Annotated in this window: 16 protein-coding genes; 7 read left to right on the top strand and 9 right to left on the bottom strand. The window is 69.4% G+C overall.

Going from position 1 to position 16978, the window contains the following annotated elements; genetic code table 11:
- The first annotated feature begins 46 nt into the window (after nt 1–46).
- The 6 genes from HNQ70_RS16920 to HNQ70_RS16945 are packed head-to-tail and all read left to right on the top strand — an operon-like array spanning nt 47 to nt 6723.
- A complete protein-coding gene (locus tag HNQ70_RS16920) occupies nt 47–1654 on the top strand; it encodes a carboxyl transferase domain-containing protein (protein WP_183969851.1) in 1608 nt (535 codons plus the stop codon).
- A 2-nt stretch (nt 1655–1656) separates the two neighbouring features.
- Nucleotides 1657–2457, top strand: a complete 801-nt coding sequence (locus tag HNQ70_RS16925) for an enoyl-CoA hydratase/isomerase family protein (protein ID WP_183969853.1) — start codon at nt 1657–1659, stop codon at nt 2455–2457.
- 23 nt (nt 2458–2480) lie between these two features.
- Nucleotides 2481–4511: an acetyl-CoA carboxylase biotin carboxylase subunit gene (locus HNQ70_RS16930; RefSeq protein ID WP_183969855.1), complete on the top strand. Its 2031-nt coding sequence runs from the start codon at nt 2481–2483 to the stop codon at nt 4509–4511.
- A gap of 44 nt (nt 4512–4555) precedes the next feature.
- The gene (locus HNQ70_RS16935; RefSeq protein ID WP_183969857.1) at nt 4556–5491 is read left to right on the top strand and encodes a hydroxymethylglutaryl-CoA lyase; all 936 of its coding nucleotides are present in this window, start codon (nt 4556–4558) and stop codon (nt 5489–5491) included.
- On the top strand, nt 5488–5745 hold the full coding sequence (locus tag HNQ70_RS16940) for a DUF1289 domain-containing protein (protein ID WP_183969859.1): 258 nt from the start codon (nt 5488–5490) through the stop codon (nt 5743–5745). The genes HNQ70_RS16935 and HNQ70_RS16940 overlap by 4 nt, the downstream gene beginning before the upstream one ends.
- A 27-nt stretch (nt 5746–5772) precedes the next feature.
- The gene (locus tag HNQ70_RS16945) at nt 5773–6723 is read left to right on the top strand and encodes an MBL fold metallo-hydrolase (protein WP_183969861.1); all 951 of its coding nucleotides are present in this window, start codon (nt 5773–5775) and stop codon (nt 6721–6723) included.
- 1 nt (nt 6724) lies between these two features.
- Here HNQ70_RS16945 and HNQ70_RS16950 read toward each other — a convergent pair whose 3' ends face one another.
- From HNQ70_RS16950 to HNQ70_RS16985, 8 genes are all read right to left on the bottom strand, one after another.
- Nucleotides 6725–7222 (bottom strand): phenylacetic acid degradation protein PaaY, encoded by a 498-nt coding sequence (locus HNQ70_RS16950; RefSeq protein ID WP_343060816.1) that lies wholly within the window; start codon nt 7220–7222, stop codon nt 6725–6727.
- 40 nt (nt 7223–7262) lie between these two features.
- Complete coding sequence (locus tag HNQ70_RS16955) at nt 7263–8501, bottom strand: phenylacetate--CoA ligase family protein (RefSeq protein WP_183969863.1); 1239 nt, start codon at nt 8499–8501, stop codon at nt 7263–7265.
- A gap of 28 nt (nt 8502–8529) precedes the next feature.
- Nucleotides 8530–9381: an ABC transporter ATP-binding protein gene (locus tag HNQ70_RS16960; RefSeq protein WP_183969865.1), complete on the bottom strand. Its 852-nt coding sequence runs from the start codon at nt 9379–9381 to the stop codon at nt 8530–8532.
- 67 nt (nt 9382–9448) lie between these two features.
- The gene (locus HNQ70_RS16965; protein ID WP_183969867.1) at nt 9449–10690 is read right to left on the bottom strand and encodes an ABC transporter substrate-binding protein; all 1242 of its coding nucleotides are present in this window, start codon (nt 10688–10690) and stop codon (nt 9449–9451) included.
- 107 nt (nt 10691–10797) lie between these two features.
- Entirely contained in the window at nt 10798–11883 is a 1086-nt protein-coding gene (locus HNQ70_RS16970; RefSeq protein ID WP_183969869.1) for a branched-chain amino acid ABC transporter permease, read from the bottom strand.
- A gap of 3 nt (nt 11884–11886) precedes the next feature.
- A complete protein-coding gene (locus HNQ70_RS16975; protein WP_183969871.1) occupies nt 11887–12780 on the bottom strand; it encodes a branched-chain amino acid ABC transporter permease in 894 nt (297 codons plus the stop codon).
- Nucleotides 12777–14738: a long-chain fatty acid--CoA ligase gene (locus HNQ70_RS16980; RefSeq protein ID WP_183969873.1), complete on the bottom strand. Its 1962-nt coding sequence runs from the start codon at nt 14736–14738 to the stop codon at nt 12777–12779. The genes HNQ70_RS16975 and HNQ70_RS16980 overlap by 4 nt, the downstream gene beginning before the upstream one ends.
- Nucleotides 14738–15532, bottom strand: a complete 795-nt coding sequence (locus HNQ70_RS16985) for an ABC transporter ATP-binding protein (protein ID WP_221302854.1) — start codon at nt 15530–15532, stop codon at nt 14738–14740. The genes HNQ70_RS16980 and HNQ70_RS16985 overlap by 1 nt, the downstream gene beginning before the upstream one ends.
- Nucleotides 15533–15663: 131 nt before the next feature.
- Here HNQ70_RS16985 and HNQ70_RS16990 point away from each other — a divergent pair, with 131 nt between their 5' ends.
- The gene (locus HNQ70_RS16990; RefSeq protein WP_425504379.1) at nt 15664–16341 is read left to right on the top strand and encodes a Crp/Fnr family transcriptional regulator; all 678 of its coding nucleotides are present in this window, start codon (nt 15664–15666) and stop codon (nt 16339–16341) included.
- Between the two features lie 18 nt (nt 16342–16359).
- Here HNQ70_RS16990 and HNQ70_RS16995 read toward each other — a convergent pair whose 3' ends face one another.
- A complete protein-coding gene (locus HNQ70_RS16995; protein WP_183969875.1) occupies nt 16360–16977 on the bottom strand; it encodes a methyltransferase domain-containing protein in 618 nt (205 codons plus the stop codon).
- Nucleotide 16978: the final 1 nt, after the last annotated feature.

Genomic DNA, 16978 nt, shown 5'->3' on the forward strand with positions numbered 1-16978 from the left:
CCATGCATCCGATCCCACGTCATCGACCCATCCAGGGAGAGCTCCGTTGAAGAAGCTGGAGAGCAAGCTGAACCCGCGCGACGCGCAGTTCCAGGCCAACGAGCAGGCGATGCGCCTGCAGGTGGGCGACCTGCACATGCGCGTCGCCGAGGCGGCGCAGGGCGGCGGCGAAGCCGCGCGCGCCAAGCACACCGCGCGCGGCAAGCTGCTGCCGCGCGACCGCGTCTCGATGCTGCTGGACCCGGGAACGCCCTTCCTGGAGTTCTCGCAGCTCGCCGCCCACGACATGTACGACAACGCCGCGCCGAGCGCCGGCATCGTCACCGGCATCGGGCGCGTGTCCGGCCAGGAGTGCGTGATCGTGTGCAACGACGCCACGGTCAAGGGCGGCACCTACTACCCGATCACGGTGAAGAAGCACCTGCGGGCGCAGGAGATCGCGCGCGAGAACCGCCTGCCCTGCATCTACCTGGTCGACTCCGGCGGCGCCAACCTGCCGAACCAGGACGAGGTCTTTCCTGACCGCGAGCACTTCGGCCGCATCTTCTACAACCAGGCCAACATGTCCGCGCAGGGAATTCCCCAGATCGCGGTCGTGATGGGCTCCTGCACCGCCGGCGGCGCCTACGTGCCGGCGATGAGCGACGAGTCGATCATCGTCAGGGAGCAGGGCACGATCTTCCTCGGCGGCCCGCCGCTGGTGAAGGCGGCCACCGGCGAGGTGGTGAGCGCCGAGGACCTGGGCGGCGGCGACGTGCACACGCGGCTGTCCGGCGTGGCCGACCACCTGGCCCAGGACGACGCGCATGCGCTGGCCATCGCGCGGCGCATCGTCGGCCACCTGAACCGCGTCAAGCCCCAGCCGCTGGCGCTGCGCCCGCCGGTGGCGCCCGCCTACGACCCCCAAGAACTCTACGGCACCATCCCGACCGATTCGCGCAAGCCCTTCGACGTGCGCGAGGTGATCGCGCGGATCGTCGACGGATCGGCCTTCGACGAGTTCAAGGCCCGCTACGGAAGCACGCTGGTCACCGGCTTCGCGCACATCCACGGCATGCCGGTCGGCATCGTCGCCAACAACGGCATCCTGTTCTCGGAATCGGCCAACAAGGGCGCGCACTTCATCGAGCTGTGCTGCCAGCGCAAGATCCCGCTGCTGTTCCTGCAGAACATCACCGGCTTCATGGTGGGGCGCAAGTACGAGAACGAGGGCATCGCGCGCGCCGGCGCCAAGCTGGTCACCGCGGTTGCCTGCGCGCAGGTGCCCAAGTTCACCGTGATCATCGGCGGCTCATTCGGCGCCGGCAACTACGGCATGTGCGGCCGCGCCTATTCGCCGCGCTTCCTCTGGATGTGGCCCAACGCGCGCATCAGCGTGATGGGCGGCGAGCAGGCAGCGTCCGTGCTGGCCACGGTGCGCCGCGACGGCATCGAAGGGCGCGGCGGCAGCTGGAGCGCAGAGGACGAGGAGGCCTTCAAGGCGCCGATCCGCGACCAGTACGAGGTGCAGGGCCATCCCTACTACGCCACGGCGCGGCTGTGGGACGACGGCATCATCGATCCGGTGGACACGCGCACCGTGGTGGCGCTGGGCCTGTCGGCCAGCCTGAACGCGCCGATTCCGGAGACGAAGTTCGGCGTGTTCAGGATCTGACGATGAGCTACACCACGATCGAGACCGACCTGACCCAGGGGGTCGCGCTCGTCTGGCTGAACCGGCCGGCGCTGCGCAACGCGATGAACGACGTGCTGATCGACGAGACGACCGACGCCGTCCAGCGCGCGATCGACGACGAGGCGGTGCGCGCGATCGTTCTCGCCGGCCGCGGCACGGCCTTCTGCGCGGGCGCCGACCTGGCCTGGATGGCGAGCGGGCGCACGATGAGCCCGGAGGCCTCCCTGGCGGATTCGATGCGGCTGGCGCGACTGCTGCGGCTGCTGCACGACAGCCCGAAGCCGACGGTGGCGCGGGTGCAGGGCCCCGCCTTTGCCGGCGGCATGGGACTGGTGGCCGCCTGCGACGTCTCGGTCGCATCCACCGAGGCGCGCTTCTGCCTGTCCGAGGTCAAGCTCGGGCTGATCCCGGCAATGATCAGCCCCTATGTGATCCGGGCGATGGGCGGCCAGCAGGCGCGCCGCTGGTTCGTCACTGGCGAGGTGTTCGACGCCGCGGAGGCCTGGCGGATCGGCTTCGTGCACGAACTGGTACAGCCCGACGGCCTCGACGAGGCGGTCAACGGCATCGTCGGCCACCTGCTCGCCGGAGGGCCGAAGGCGCTCGGCGAGTGCAAGCGGCTGGTGCAGGACATGACAGGCCGGCCGATCGACGACGCGATTGGCCGTGAGACCGCCTCGCGCATCGCGCGGGTGCGCGCCACCGACGAAGCCCAGGAAGGGATCGCGGCCTTCTTCGAGAAGCGCCGGCCTGCCTGGGCCGCGGCCGATCCGGCCGCCTGAGAAAGACATTCCCGGAGAACACAATGTTCGACAAGATCCTCATTGCGAACCGCGGCGAGATCGCCTGCCGGGTGGCCGCCACCGCCCGCCGCCTCGGCATCCGCACCGTGGCCGTCTACTCCGACGCGGACGCGCGCTCGCGCCACGTCGCGGCCTGTGACGAGGCATACCGGCTCGGCCCGGCGCCGGCGCGCGAGTCCTACCTGCGCGGCGACGCCATCCTCGAGATCGCGCTGCGCACCGGCGCCCAGGCGATCCACCCCGGCTACGGCTTCCTGTCCGAGAACGAGCAGTTCGCGCAGGCCGCCTCGGAGCGGGGCGTGGTGTTCATCGGGCCGCCGGCGAAGGCGATCGCCGCGATGGGCAGCAAATCCGCCGCCAAGTCGCTGATGGAGAAGGCACAGGTGCCGCTGGTGCCCGGTTACCACGGCGACGACCAGGACCCCGCCTACCTGAAGGGCCAGGCGGACGCGATCGGCTATCCGGTGCTGATCAAGGCCAGCGCGGGCGGCGGCGGCAAGGGAATGCGCATCGTCGCGAAGCACGCCGAGTTCGACGCGATGCTCGCCTCGTGCAAGCGCGAGGCGAAGAACGCCTTCGGCGACGACACCGTGCTGATCGAGCGCTACGTGCAGCGGCCGCGCCACGTCGAGATCCAGGTCTTCGCCGACACCCACGGCAACTTCGTGCATCTGTTCGAGCGCGACTGCTCGGTGCAGCGGCGTCACCAGAAGGTGATCGAGGAGGCGCCCGCGCCGGGAATGACCGCCGAGCGCCGGCGCGCGATGGGCGACGCCGCGGTGGCCGCGGCGCGCGCGGTCGGCTACGTCGGCGCGGGCACGGTCGAATTCATCGTGGAGCCCGACGGCCGCTTCTACTTCATGGAGATGAACACCCGTCTCCAGGTCGAGCATCCGGTCACCGAGATGATCACCGGCCAGGACCTGGTCGAGTGGCAGCTGCGGGTGGCCGCGGGCCAGCGGCTGCCGCTGCTGCAGGACGAGCTCGCCATCCACGGCCACTCGCTCGAGGCGCGGGTCTATGCCGAGAACCCGGACAAGGGCTTCCTGCCCTCGACCGGACAACTGCGCTACCTCGCCACGCCTGCGGCAGCGCACTTCACCGTAGGCGCGGCCGGCGGCGAACCCGCGGGCGTGCGCATCGACAGCGGCATCCGCGAGGGCGATGCGATCACGCCCTTCTACGACCCGATGATCGCCAAGCTGATCACCTGGGGGCGCGACCGCGCCGAGGCGACCGCCCGGATGGACCAGGCGCTGGCCGAATTCGACGTGGTCGGGCCGGCCACCAACGTCGCCTTCCTGAAGCGGCTGATGCGCTCGCCGGCCTTCTCGGGCGCCGACCTCGACACCGGCCTGATCGAACGCGAGCGCGAGCTGCTTCTGCCGCCCGCGGCGACGCCCACGCCCACGGTGCTGGCGATCGCGGCGGCCGCGGTGCTGTCGATCGAGGACGAGGCCGCCGCCCGCGCGGCTCCGGCCGGCAGCGCCGACCCCTGGGCGCTGCGCACCGGCTGGCGCCCCTGCGGCTGGCAGTCGCGCCCGATGGGCTTCCGGCGCGGCGACGCGCAGTTCCCGGTCACGCTGAGCTACGCCGGACGCGGGTATTCGGTGCAGGTCGGCGACGAGATCGTGTGCCTGTCGGACCTCGCATGGAATCCTGCCACCCGGCGGCTGGGCGGCCTGGTCGGCGGCGAGGCCTTCGAGGCGCGCGCGGTGCTCGAGGGCGAGACACTGCACCTGTTCGGCCCGTCGGGCCCGCAGCAGCTCGGCTATGCGCCGCCGCTGGCGCATGCCGGCGACGACGCCGCCGAGGGCGGCAACCTCACCGCGCCGATGCCCGGCAAGGTGGTCGCGCTGCTGTGCGCGCAGGGTGACCGCGTCTCCAGGGGACAGCCGCTGCTGGTGATGGAGGCGATGAAAATGGAGCACACCATCGCCGCGCCGGCCGACGGCGAGGTCACCGGCCTGCCCTTCGCGGTCGGCGACCAGGTCGACGAGGGCGCGCAGCTGATCGGCTTCGCGCCTGCATGATCCCGGCGCGACCCTTAAAATCGAAGGCCCCGCAGGAGCACAGCATGAACCTCCCCTCCCAGGTCCACATCACCGAGGTCGGCCCGCGCGACGGGCTGCAGAACGAGAAGCAGCAGGTGCCGGCCACGGTCAAGGTCGAGCTCTGCGAGCGGCTGCTCGCCGCCGGCGTCGACCACTTCGAGGCCACCTCTTTCGTATCGCCGAAGTGGGTGCCGCAGATGGCCGACGCCGCCGAGGTGATGGCCGCGCTGCCGCGCCCGCAGGGCGTGATCGTCTCGGTGCTGACGCCCAACCTCAAGGGCTTCGAGTCGGCGCTGGCCGCGGGCGCCGACGAGGTGGTGATCTTCGGTGCCGCCAGCGAGGCCTTCTCGCAGCGGAACATCAACTGCTCGATCGCCGAGAGCATCGAGCGCTTCCGCCCGGTGGCCGACGCCGCCAAGGCAAACGGCCTGCGGCTGCGCGCCGCGCTGTCGACTGCCTTCGGCTGCCCCTACCAGGGCGATGTGCCGGTAAGCGCAGTGGTCGACGGCGTCGAGCGCCTGCGCGACCTGGGCTGCGACGAGATCGGCATCGCCGACACCATCGGCGTGGGCACGCCGGGCCAGGTGCAGCGCGTGATGGAGGCGGCCGCGCGCGTCTACCCCATCGCGCAGCTCTCCGGCCACTTCCACGACACTTACGGCCAGGCGCTGGCCAACATCCTCGCCTGCCTGCAGGCCGGCGTCGCCCGCTTCGACAGTTCGATCGCCGGGCTCGGCGGCTGCCCCTACGCCAAGGGCGCAACCGGCAACGTCGCCACCGAGGACGTGGTCTACATGCTGCACGGCCTGGGCATCCGCACCGGCCTGGACCTCGACCGGCTGGTGGATGCCGGGCAGTGGATTTCCGGCTTCCTGGGCCGCAAGAGCCTCTCGCGCGCCGGCAACGCGCTGGCCGCCCGGCGCCAGCGCGAGCAGAGCGAGGCGGAGGCCTCCGCATGACGCAGCTGTTCCGCCCGAACGGTCCCCGCCCGGGGCCGGTGCCCTCGCCCTGCATCTCCATCTGCCGGATGGACGCGCAGACCGGACTGTGCGAGGGCTGCCTGCGGACCCTGGACGAGATCGCCGACTGGGGCGCGATGCCCGACGCGCGCAGGCGCACCGTGCTGGAGGCCGTCGACGCGCGCCGCGCCGCCATCGAGGCGGCCGATCATGCGCGCTTCGACGAGCCCGCGCCCGCGGCACGCGGCGGATAGGCTGGCCCAGTGGAACCGGACCGGGCGATGCCGCCGCTTCCGCCGACGCTGCACGTGATCGAACGGGACTGGCTCTCGTGCAATCAGGTCGTCTTTTTCGACGACTGCGACGACGACGGCAACCCGGGGCCCTGCGCCACGCTGGTCGACTCCGGCTACGTCAAGCACGCGGACACCACGGTGGCGCTGGTGCGGCGCGTGATCGAGCGCCGCGGCCCGCCGCAGCGCCGGCTGACCCGCCTGCTCAACACCCACCTGCACTCCGACCACTGCGGCGGCAACGCTGCGATCGCCAAGGCCTTCGGCTGCCCGGTCTTCGTTCCCGCCGCGGAGCTCGAAGCCGTGCGGCGCTGGGATGAAGAGGCGCTCACCTTCGCGGGCACCGGCCAGCGCTGCGCGCACTTCGCCGCCGAGGGCGGCCTGCACCCCGGCGAGACGCTGCGGCTGGGCGGCGCGGGCTGGGACGTTCACGCCGCGCCGGGACACGACCCCCACTCGCTGATCCTGCACTGCCCCGAGCACCGGGTGCTGATCTCGGCCGACGCGCTCTGGGAGAACGGCTTCGGGGTGATCTTCCCCGAGCTCGACGGCGAGTCGGGCTTCGCCGAGCAGCAGGCGGTGCTCGAGCTGATCGGGACGCTCGAGGTGGACACCGTGATCCCCGGCCACGGCCGCCCCTTCGGCGACCCCGATGCGGCGATCGAGCGCGCGATGCGGCGGCTGGACGCCATGCGGTCGGACCCGGCGCGCAACGCCCGCAACGCGATCCGCGTGCTGGTCAAGTTCCTGCTGCTTGACCGCGAGCGCGTCGAGTTCGAGACCATGGCGCACGACGTGCGCAACGCCTCGGTGCTGCGCAACTCCGCACGCCTGATGGGGATGGAGCTGCGCGACGCGCTGCGCTGGGGCGTCGACGAGCTCGAACGGCAGGGCCAGCTGGCGCGCGAAGGCGGCTGGCTGGTGAACCGGGACCCCTGACTCAGGGAATCTGCCGGTCCGGCGCCGGCCGCACCAGCACCTCCCAGTGCGTGCGCCTGCGGCCGGCCTCGACTGCAGGCAGCGGCGCCACCGGCTCGAGTCCGGCCAGGCAGCGGCGCGCGAGCTCCACGTAGAGCCGGGTGCCCAGCCGCTTGCCGGCCAGGTCGGCCTCGGTGAGCTCGCGCACCACCCGCGCCGGCGCGCCGGTGACGAGCACGCCGGCAGGGATCTGCGCGCCGATCCGCACGAAGGACATCGCCGCCACGATGGTGCGCTCGCCGATCACCGCATCGTCCATCACCACCGCGTTCATTCCGACCAGCGCGTCGCGGCCGATCCGGCAGTAGTGCAGCACCGCGCCGTGGCCGATGTGCGCATGCTCTTCCATCACGGTGTCGTGGTCCGGACCGGTGTGGACCACGCAGTTGTCCTGCAGGTTGGACTCGCGCTCCATCACGATGCGGCCGAAGTCGCCGCGCAGCACCGCGCCCGGGCCCACGTAGCAGCCCGGCCCGATGATGACGTCGCCCTGGAAAGCCTCAATCGTACTTGCGCGCGTCCTCGATCACCCTGCCGTCGTTCGGCAGGCTGCCCGCCGCCACCAGTTCGACCTCGCCGCGCAGCTTGGTGACTTCGCGCAGCGACTCGGCGATGCGCGCGGCCAGCCCCTCCGGCGCACCGCGGGTCTCGCACCTGAGGGTCATCGCATCCTGGGCCATCTCGCCGGTGATCACGAGCCGCGCGCGCAGGACTTCCGGGTGCCGCCGGACCGCCTCCGCGACCTGGCCGGGATGCACGAACATGCCGCGCACCTTGGTGGTCTGGTCGGCGCGGCCGAGCCAGCCGCGGATGCGCAAGTTGGTGCGGCCGCAGGGCGAGGGACCGGGCATCACCGCCGAGAGGTCGCCGGTGCCGAAACGGATCATCGGGTATTCGGGGTTGAACGAGGTGACCACCACCTCGCCCACCTCGCCGTCGGTCACCGGCTCGCCGGTGCCCGGGCGGACAATCTCCAGGATCAGGTCCTCGTCCAGGATCATTCCCTCCAGCGCCTCCGATTCGTAGGCGATCAGGCCCACGTCGGCGGTGCCGTACCACTGCAGCACGGTCGGTATTCCGTGGGCGTGGAACCAGCCGCGCAGGCTCGGTGGCAGCGCCTCGGCCGCCACCAGCGCGCGCTTCAGGTTGGAGATGTCGGCGCCGGTCTCGAGCGCCTTCTCGACGATGATGCGCAGGAAGGACGGAGTACCCACGTAGGCGTCCGGCCGCAGCGCGCGGATCACCTCGATCTGCTGCTCGGTCTGCCCGGTGCCCGCCGGGATCACTGCGCAGCCCAGCTTGCGCGCGGCCAGGTCCACCATCCAGGCGCCGGGCGTCAGGTGGTAGCCGAAGCAGTTCTGGATCACCTGCCCCGGGCGGATGCCGGCCGCCCAGAGCGCGCGGGCGCTGCGCCAGGGGTCGTCGCGCGCGCCCTCGGGGTCGAAGATCGGCCCGGGCGACATGTACAGGTGGCCCATGCGACCCGGCGGCAGCGTGGTCAGGCCGCCGAAGGGCGGGTCGGCCTGCTGCAGCGTCTTGAGTTCCTCCTTGCGCAGCACCGGCAGCGCGGCCAGCGCCTTGCGCGAGGAAATCGTCGCGGGGTCGACCCCGGCGAGCTGCCGCGCCCAGCCGGGCGCGCCGCCGATGGCATGCGCCACCAGCCCTGGCAGCCGCGCCATCAGGGCGCCTTCCCGCGCCTCGGGGGCGCGGGTCTCGAGGTCATCGTAGTGATCGGTCATGCATGCACCCGCGGGGCGCGGCGCGCGCTCACAGCCAGCGCTTGCGCCGCTTGTAGGACTTCAGGTTCTTGAACGACTTGCGCTCGCTGCCGCCGCCGCCCAGGTAGAACTCCTTGACGTCCTCGTTGTTGATGAGATCCTGCTGCGCTCCGTCGAGGACGATCTTTCCCGACTCCATGATGTAGCCGTAGCTGGACGCCTTCAGCGCCATCCGGGCGTTCTGCTCCACCAGCAGCATCGTGATTCCGAGCTCCCTGTTCAGCTGGCGGATGATGTCGAAGACCTCCTTGACCAGCAGCGGCGACAGGCCCATGGAAGGCTCGTCGAGCAGGATCATCTTCGGGCGCGCCATCAGCGCGCGGCTGATCGCCAGCATCTGCTGCTCGCCGCCGGACAGGTAGCCCGCCAGCCCGGTGCGCTCGCGCAGCCGCGGGAAAAAGTCGAAGACCATGTCCAGGTCCCGCTTGACCCCGTTGTCGCGGCGCGTGTACGCGCCGAGCCGCAGGTTCTCGATGACCGTCATGTCCTCGATGATCCGGCGCCCCTCCATGACCTGGAAGATGCCCCTGCGGACGATCTCCTCGGGCGCCAGGTTGGCGATCTCCTCGCCCATGAAGTTCACGTTGCCGCGGGTGACCTCGCCGTTCTCGGTGCGCAGCAGCCCCGAGATCGCCTTCAGCGTAGTCGACTTGCCCGCGCCATTGGGTCCGAGCAGCGCCACGATCTCGCCTTCCGGCACCGACAGGCTGACGCCGCGCAGCACGAGGATCACGTCGTCGTAGACGACCTCGATGTTGTTGACCGTCAGGATCGGCGGCTTCGCCGCGGGCTTGGGCCCGGCGTCGACGGGTTCGGGGTGCTCGAGCACGGCTTCCGGCATCGGGACTGCTCCGCTTCGATTCATTGGCGCCCCGCCCCCGCTCGAGGGCGGGGGCGGGGCCGGGGGCTTACCAGCCCAGCCACTCGGGCTTGCGCGGAATTTCCGCCTCGCCTGCCATCGAGATCGACTGCTGGCCACCCTTGGAGTTGGCGCGGTAGATGAAGACCTTGGTCGTGCCGCGATGATCCTCGGCGGTCCAGGTCGACGGGATGCAGACGCCCTGCAGTTCGGCCGGCACGTGGTTCTTGAACTGCTCCATCGCCGCCTTGATGTTCGGCCCGTTCACGCCGCCGCTCATCCTGGCCGCAGCCACCATCGCATCGCGCATGTAGAAGGCCGAGCAGATGCCGCGCATGTAGTGCACCGGCCGGTACTCGCTGCCCGAGGCGTCGGAGACCTTGGAGATCTCCCGGACCGTCTTCATTCCCGCCGCGTCGGATTTCCAGTCGGCCCCGCCAACCACGAACATCACCCCGTCGGCCGAGTCGCCGGCGCCGCGCAGCGCGTTCTCGTCCATGCCCCAGACGTTGGCCAGGAACTGGGTGCTGACGCCCACCGTGTCGCAGGACTTCAGCAGCGAGATCGTCGAGCCGCCAGTGTTCGCCAGGAAGGCGTAGTGGGCGCCGGAATCTTTCAGGCTCAGGCACTGAGCCTTGAAGTCGCCGGGCTTGAGCGAGTACTGGATCGGCGGCATCACCTGGAAGCCCATCTCGGTCGCGTACGCTGCGCAGCCTTCCTTGGGCGCGTTCGGATAGGGATGGTTGTCGCCCAGGTGAACGAACTTCGGCTTGTCGACGTTCTTCTTCTTGGCGTCCGCTGCGGCCCACTGCACCAGCGCGCGGCAGCCGTCGGTGTAGGACGGACCGTAGAAGAAGTTGTAGGGCGCGGGCTTGGTGCCCTTCGGACCCTTGCCGGCCGCGTCGGTGAGGTGCCCGGAGTAGGACGCCGAGAAGTTCGGCACCTTGTCGTTGGCCACGAAGCCGACCAGCGCCTCGGTGTCGGCCGTGCCCCAGCCCTGCACCGCGACCGCCTTGTCGGTGCCGACCCACTTCTTGTAGGTGGCGATCGCGCGCGGCGCGTTGTAGCTGTAGTCGACCGTCTCGAACTTCAGCGGCTGGCCGGCAATGCCGCCGTTCTTGTTGATCCAGGCGAGCGCGTCGGCCACGCCCTGGCCGTAGGGCTTGCCGACGTCGGAGGTCGGGCCGGTGTAGTCGACCAGATGGCCGACGAAGATCGGGTCGGCGGCCGAGGCGGAACCCGCCCCTAGCACGAGCGCCGCCGCTGCTGCGGCGAATACGGTGGTCTTCATCTGTAGTCTCCTCTTGTGGATCGCGAAACCGGTCAAAGAACGTCTTGGGGAACCGCTTTGCATGTTTGCCTCCTCCCCGGGCGCCGCGGGATGCCGGCGCCCCCTGCCTAGTACGAGAACGGGTAGAGCTTCCAGTACGCCTTGATCATCTTCCAGCGGTGAGCCAGCCCGTCGGGCTCGAAGATCAGGAAGAGCACGATGGCCAGGCCGATCGCCCCCTCCTTCAGGAAGGCAAGGCCTTCGGTCAGCGCCGGGAAGACGTTGCCGACCGACTGCGACATGGCCTGCACCGCCTCGGGCAGCAGCACCATGAAGGCCGTTCCCATCAGCGTGCCCATCACGCTGCCGAGCCCGCCGATGATGATCATTCCGAGGAACTGGATCGACAGCAGGATCGTGAACGACTCGGCCGACACGAAGCTCAGGTAGTGGCCGAACAGCGCACCGCCCACGCCCGCGTAGAAGGCCGCGATCCCGAAGGACAGCACCCGATAGCGGGTCAGGTTGATGCCCATGATCTCGGCCGACAGGTAGTGGTCGCGCACCGCCACGAAGGCGCGCCCGTCGCGCGTGCGCAGCAGGTTTGCGCCGAACAGGTAGAGCACCACCACGTAGGCGAGCACCACGTAGAAGAAGTGACGGTCGCCGCTCAACTCGTAGCCGAAGATGCTGAAGGGCTGGGCGATGGTGCCGGCCGAGCCGCCGGTGAACCAGTCGGCGCGCGAGAAGAAGTCCTCCAGGATGAACTGCGCCGCGAAGGTGGCGATCGCCAGGTACAGCCCCTTGATCCGCGCCGCCGGCAGGCCGAACAGCATGCCGACGAGCGTGGTGAGCAGTCCCGCCAGCGGGATCGCCCAGAACACCGGCACGCCCAGGCTGTTGCTCAGCCAGGCCGACGCGAAAGCCCCGAAGCCGAAGAAGGCGGCATGGCCCAGCGAGATCTGCCCGGTGAAGCCGACCAGGATGTTCAGCCCGAGCGCGGCGATCCCGTAGTAGCCGATCTGGATCAGCATGTTCAGCTGATAGGGGCTGAGGAGTTCGGTGCCGCCGATCTTCAGCGGCGCCAGGCACAGCAGCAGCACCGCAGCGATCGCAAAGCCGCGCGACATCGGCGTGGGGAAGATCGTGGAGTCCCGGCGGTAGTCGGTCTTGTACTGACCACAGGGGATCAGGGAGGCGGAGGGGCCGGCCATGAACTAGATCCTCTCAATCTGCTTGGTGCCGAACAGCCCGTAGGGCTTGACCATCAGGATCACGATCAGCGCGTAGAAGGGAGCCACCGAGTAGAGGTTGCCCCAGTTGAGGTACTGGCTGTCGACGAACTCCGCCAGGTTCTCTAGCACGCCGATGATCAGCCCGCCCACGATGGCGCCGATGATCGAATCGAGCCCGCCGAGGATCACCGCCGGAAAGACCTTGATGCCGAAGAACGAAAGCGCCTGCGACACGCCGTTGACCATGCCGACGACGACGCCGGCCAGCGCCGAGACGACCGCGGAGATCGCCCAGGCCATCGCGAACACGCTCTTCACCGAGATGCCCAGGCTCTGCGCGACCTGCTGGTTGAAGGCGGTGGCGCGCATCGCCAGGCCGAAGCGCGAGAACTTGAAGAACCAGGCGAAGCCCACCATGATCACCAGCGACACCCCCATCGACAGGATGTAGGGCGTCTGCACGTTGAGTCCCAGCACGTTGATCGACTTGGTGCCGAACACCTCCGGGAAAGGCTTGGCCCAGACGCCGAACATCCACTTCATCATCGCCTGGAAGAAGATCGACAGGCCCACCGTGACCATGATCACCGAGATGATCGGCTCGCCGATCAGCGGCCTGAGGACGATCACCTGCAGCAGCACGCCGAACACGGCCATGAAGGCCAGCGTGAGCGGGAAGCCGAGCCAGAACGGCACCTCCATGCTGGTGAGCAGCCACCAGCAGGTCCAGGCGCCGATCAGCAGGAACTCGCCCTGCGCGAAGTTGACGATCTGCGTGGACTTGTAGATGAGCACGAAGCACATCGCGACCACGCCGTACAGCGTGCCGATGATCACGCCGTTGACCAGCAGCTGGGTCAGAAGATCGGTGTTCATTCCTTGGCTCCTGCGTGCTGCGGCTGCCGCGCGGGCTGCCCGGCGGCGGGCCCGGCCTCGAGCAGCTTCTCGAGCACCAGGTCGGTCTGGATCCGGGAGATGGTGCCGTCCTGGAAGCGGATCACCGTGTCGACGTGCACCACCGGCGTGTCGCTGTAGATCGCGTCGATGATGTCGGCGTACTTCTCGGCGATCACGTTGCGCCGCACCTTGCGCGTGCGGGTCAGTTCGCCGTCGTCGGCATCGAGCTCCTTGTAGAGCAGCACGAACTTGTGCACCCGCTGCGCCTCGGGCAGCGTGGCGTTGACCTTCTCGAACTCCTGACGCAGCAGCCGATAGACCTCGGGCTGCGACGACAGGCTGGTGTAGTTGGTGAAGGCAATGCCGCGCTGCTCGGCCCACTTCGAGACGATCGAGTAGCGGATGCACACGATGGCGGCGAGATAGGGCCTCGCGTTGCCGAGGATCACCGCCTCTGCGATGAACGGCGAGAACTTCAGCTTGTTCTCGATGAACTGCGGCGAGAAGCGGGTGCCGGTCGAGGTGACCGCCAGGTCCTTGACCCGGTCGATGACCACCAGGTGACCGCTGCCCGGCTTGAAGTAGCCGGCGTCGCCGGTGTACATCCAGCCGTCGCGCACGTCGGCGCGGGTGGCTTCATCGTTGCGGTAGAAGCCGAGGAACATTCCAGCGGTCCGGGCCACGATCTCGCCGACGCCGTTGGGGTCGGGCTGGTCGATCCGCAGCTCGGTGTCGCCGAAGGGCAGGCCCACCGTGTCGAAGTCGACGTCGCCCATGCGGTGGATGGTGTACGCGCCGGCCAGCTCCGTCTGCCCGTAGATCTGGCGCAGCGGCACGCCCATGGCCTGGAAGAAGCGGAAGGTCTCGGGGCCCAGCGCCGCGCCGCCGGTGGCAGCGGACTTCAGGAAGCTGAAACCCAGCCGGTCGCGCAGCGGCCGGAACAGGATCAGCTCCGCCAGCTTCGAACGCCGGCCCTTCGCCAGCGCCTCGAGCCCGAGCCGCATGCCCAGGTCGAACATCTTCCGCTTGAAGCGCGTGGCGTCCATCATCCGCGAGTGGACGTCGGCGGCGATCTGCTCCCAGACGCGCGGCGCGAGCAGGACGAAGGTGGGGCCGATCTCCCGCAGGTCGGCCATCATCGTCTCGGGCTCCTCGACGAAGTTGACCGTGATCCGCGAGATCAGCGGCTGCGCCACCGCGTAGATCTGCTCCATGATCCAGGGCAGCGGCAGCACCGACACGTAGTTGTCGGTGGGCAGCTTCTCGTCCACCTTCAGGTAGGCCGCGCAGTGCCCGAGGAAGGGCCCGGCCTGCAGCATCGCCAGCTTGGGGTGGGAGGTGGTGCCCGAGGTGGTGCAGAGGATGGCCACGTCCTGCCCCGAGCCCTTCTCGACCTCCTCGGCGAAGCGGCCGGGTTCGTGGGCATCCAGCTTCGCCGCCATGGTCCGGAGCTCTTCCCAGCCCAGCAGTCGATCGTCGCTGTACTTGCGCATTCCGCGCGCATCGAAATAGACGATCTTCTCGATGCTCTTCGAGTTCTCGGCCACCTCGAGCAGCTTGTCGACCTGCTCCTCGTCCTCGGCCAGCACCACCCGCACCTCGGCGTAGTCGACCAGGTAGGCGACCTCCTGGGGCATCGCGTCGTGGTAGATGCCGAGCGACATGCAGCCGATGGCATGGGCGGCGAGCTCGCTCCAGACCATCTCCGGCCGGTTCTTGCCGATGAAGCCCACCACTTCGCCGCGCTTCACGCCCAGCGCGAGCAGGCCCAGCGCGATCTCCCGGACCCGGTCGCGGTAGTCGGACCAGGTGAACTCGTTCCAGACGCCGAACTCCTTCTCGCGCATCGCCACTTCGCCGGGCCAGACCTCGGCGTTGTGCAGCAGCAGCTTCGGGAAGGTGTCGTAGCGGACGACGTTGCCGTAATCGGGTTCCATCAGGCCGCCTCGTCGTCGTCGACGCCCAGGTAGGCGCGCTTGACGTGCTCGTTGTCCATGATCTCGGCCGGCAGCCCGTCGGCGATCTTGCGACCGAAGTCCAGCACGATGACGCGGTGCGAGATGTCCATGACCACGCCCATGTCGTGCTCGATCATGATCACCGTCATGCCCCATTCCTCGTTCAGGTCGACGATGTAGCGGGCCATGTCCTCCTTCTCCTCGAGGTTCATGCCGGCCATGGGCTCGTCGAGCAGGATGAGGTCGGGGCGCACCGCGATCGCGCGGGCGAGCTCCACCCGCTTGCGCAGCCCGTAGGAGAGCGTGCCCGCGACCGACTTGCGGATGTGGCTGATCTCGAGGAAGTCGATGATGTCCTCGACGTGCCGGCGGTGCTCGAGTTCCTCGCGCTGCGCGCCGCCGAACCAGTAGAGGCCGCCGGTGAGGAAGTTGTTCTTCAGCAGGTGATGGCGCCCGACCATGATGTTGTCGAGCACGCTCATGTGCCCGAACAGCGCCAGGTTCTGGAAGGTGCGCCCGAGCCCCAGCGTGGCGCGCTGGTTGGGCGTGAGCCGGGTGATGTCGCGGCCCTTGAAGAGCACGCTGCCGCTGGTCGGAGAATAGCGCCCCGAGATGCAGTTGAGCATCGAGGTCTTGCCCGCGCCGTTGGGCCCGATGATCGAGAACAGCTCACCGGGCCGGACCTCGAAACCGACCTCGGTCAGCGCCTGCACACCGCCGAACCTGAGCGAGATGTCGCGCGCCTGAAGGATGGGCGTCGTTTCGCTTTGCAATGTCTCCTCCCGCACCCCGTGATCGAGGCAGGGGGGCGGTTCATGCCGCCCCTCTCTCGCAAAGAGTCTAAGCGAGGCAAGCCGGTATAGTTGTCATCCGTGAGACAAACTCAGGGAAAGCGCTCCCCCAGGTGACCCGCTCGCTCGACGAACTCCTCGCACTCGCTTCCTGGATGACGCGGCTCGAGCCGGCGCAGCAGACGCGTGTCCGGCGTGAGATGACCGAATGGAGCGTCCCGGCCGGCGGCTTCGTCTGCCGCAAGGGCGAACCCATCGAGCACTGGCTGGGCGTGATCGACGGGCTGGTCAAGGTGAGCAGCATGTCCGCCGACGGCAAATCGGTGACCTTCATCGGCGTGCCGCCGGGCGGCTGGTTCGGCGAGGGCTCATTGCTCAAGGACGAGCCGCGCCGCTACGACGCGGTCGCGATGCGCGACAGCCGCATCGCGGGCATGCCGCAGCGCACCTTCCGCTGGCTGCTCGACACCAGCATCCCCTTCAACCGCTTCCTGCTGCTGCAGCTGAACGAGCGCCTCGGCCAGTTCGTGGCCACCGTGGAGTTCGACCGGCTGCTGGGCCCGGACGCCCGGGTGGCCCGCTGCCTGGCGGAGATGTTCAACCGGCTGCTGTACCCGGGGCTGGGCCCGAAGCTGGAAATCTCGCAGGGCGAGCTCGGCTACCTCACCGGACTGTCGCGCCAGCGCGTGAACCAGGCGCTGCAGACTCTGGAGCGGGAGGGGCTGCTGGCAGTCGAGTACGGCTCGATCACCGTGCTCTCGCTGGACGGGCTGCGCAGTTTCGGGGCCTGAGGCCGGCGCGGCGCCCGCTCAGCGCCGCTCCAGCGCCACGGCCAGTTCCGCCATCCCGGCCGGGTGCTCGACCCGCGCGTAGGGGGGCTTGGGCCAGCGCCAGAACGCCTCCGGCAGCAGCGCCCGCATCGCGTGGATGTCACAGTGGTAGGGCGGCCCCTGGATGAAGCCCTCGGCGGCGCCGGGACGCAGCATCTGCACGAACAGCGCGAACAGCCGCCCGCCAGGCTTCAGCCAGGAATGCAGCTGCCGGCCGTAGCGGACCCAGTGGTCCGGGTGCAGCGCGCACAGGCAGGTCTGCTCGTAGACCGCATCGAAGGGCGCCGACGGCTCCCATTCGAGCGCGTCCGCGCAGACGACGCTTGCTGCAGCGCCGGCCGGGCCCAGCGCGGCCAGGCGCTCCCGGGTGCGCTCCACCGCGGCGGGCGCGTAGTCGAGCCCGACCACGTCGAAGCCCAGCCGGGCGAGCTCCGCAACTTCGTGACCCGAACCGCAGCCCGGCACCAGGATGCGGCAGCGCGCGAGCACGCCCGCCGCAACCCAGTCGGCCAGCTGCGGGTTGGGAGCCCCGCGGTCCCACGGCGTCTGCCCGGCCTGGAAGCGCTCCTGCCAGAAATCGACGCCGGGGCCGGCCATC

Origin of the sequence: Quisquiliibacterium transsilvanicum (genome assembly GCF_014202215.1) — a bacterium.
GTDB lineage: Bacteria > Pseudomonadota > Gammaproteobacteria > Burkholderiales > Burkholderiaceae_E > Quisquiliibacterium > Quisquiliibacterium transsilvanicum.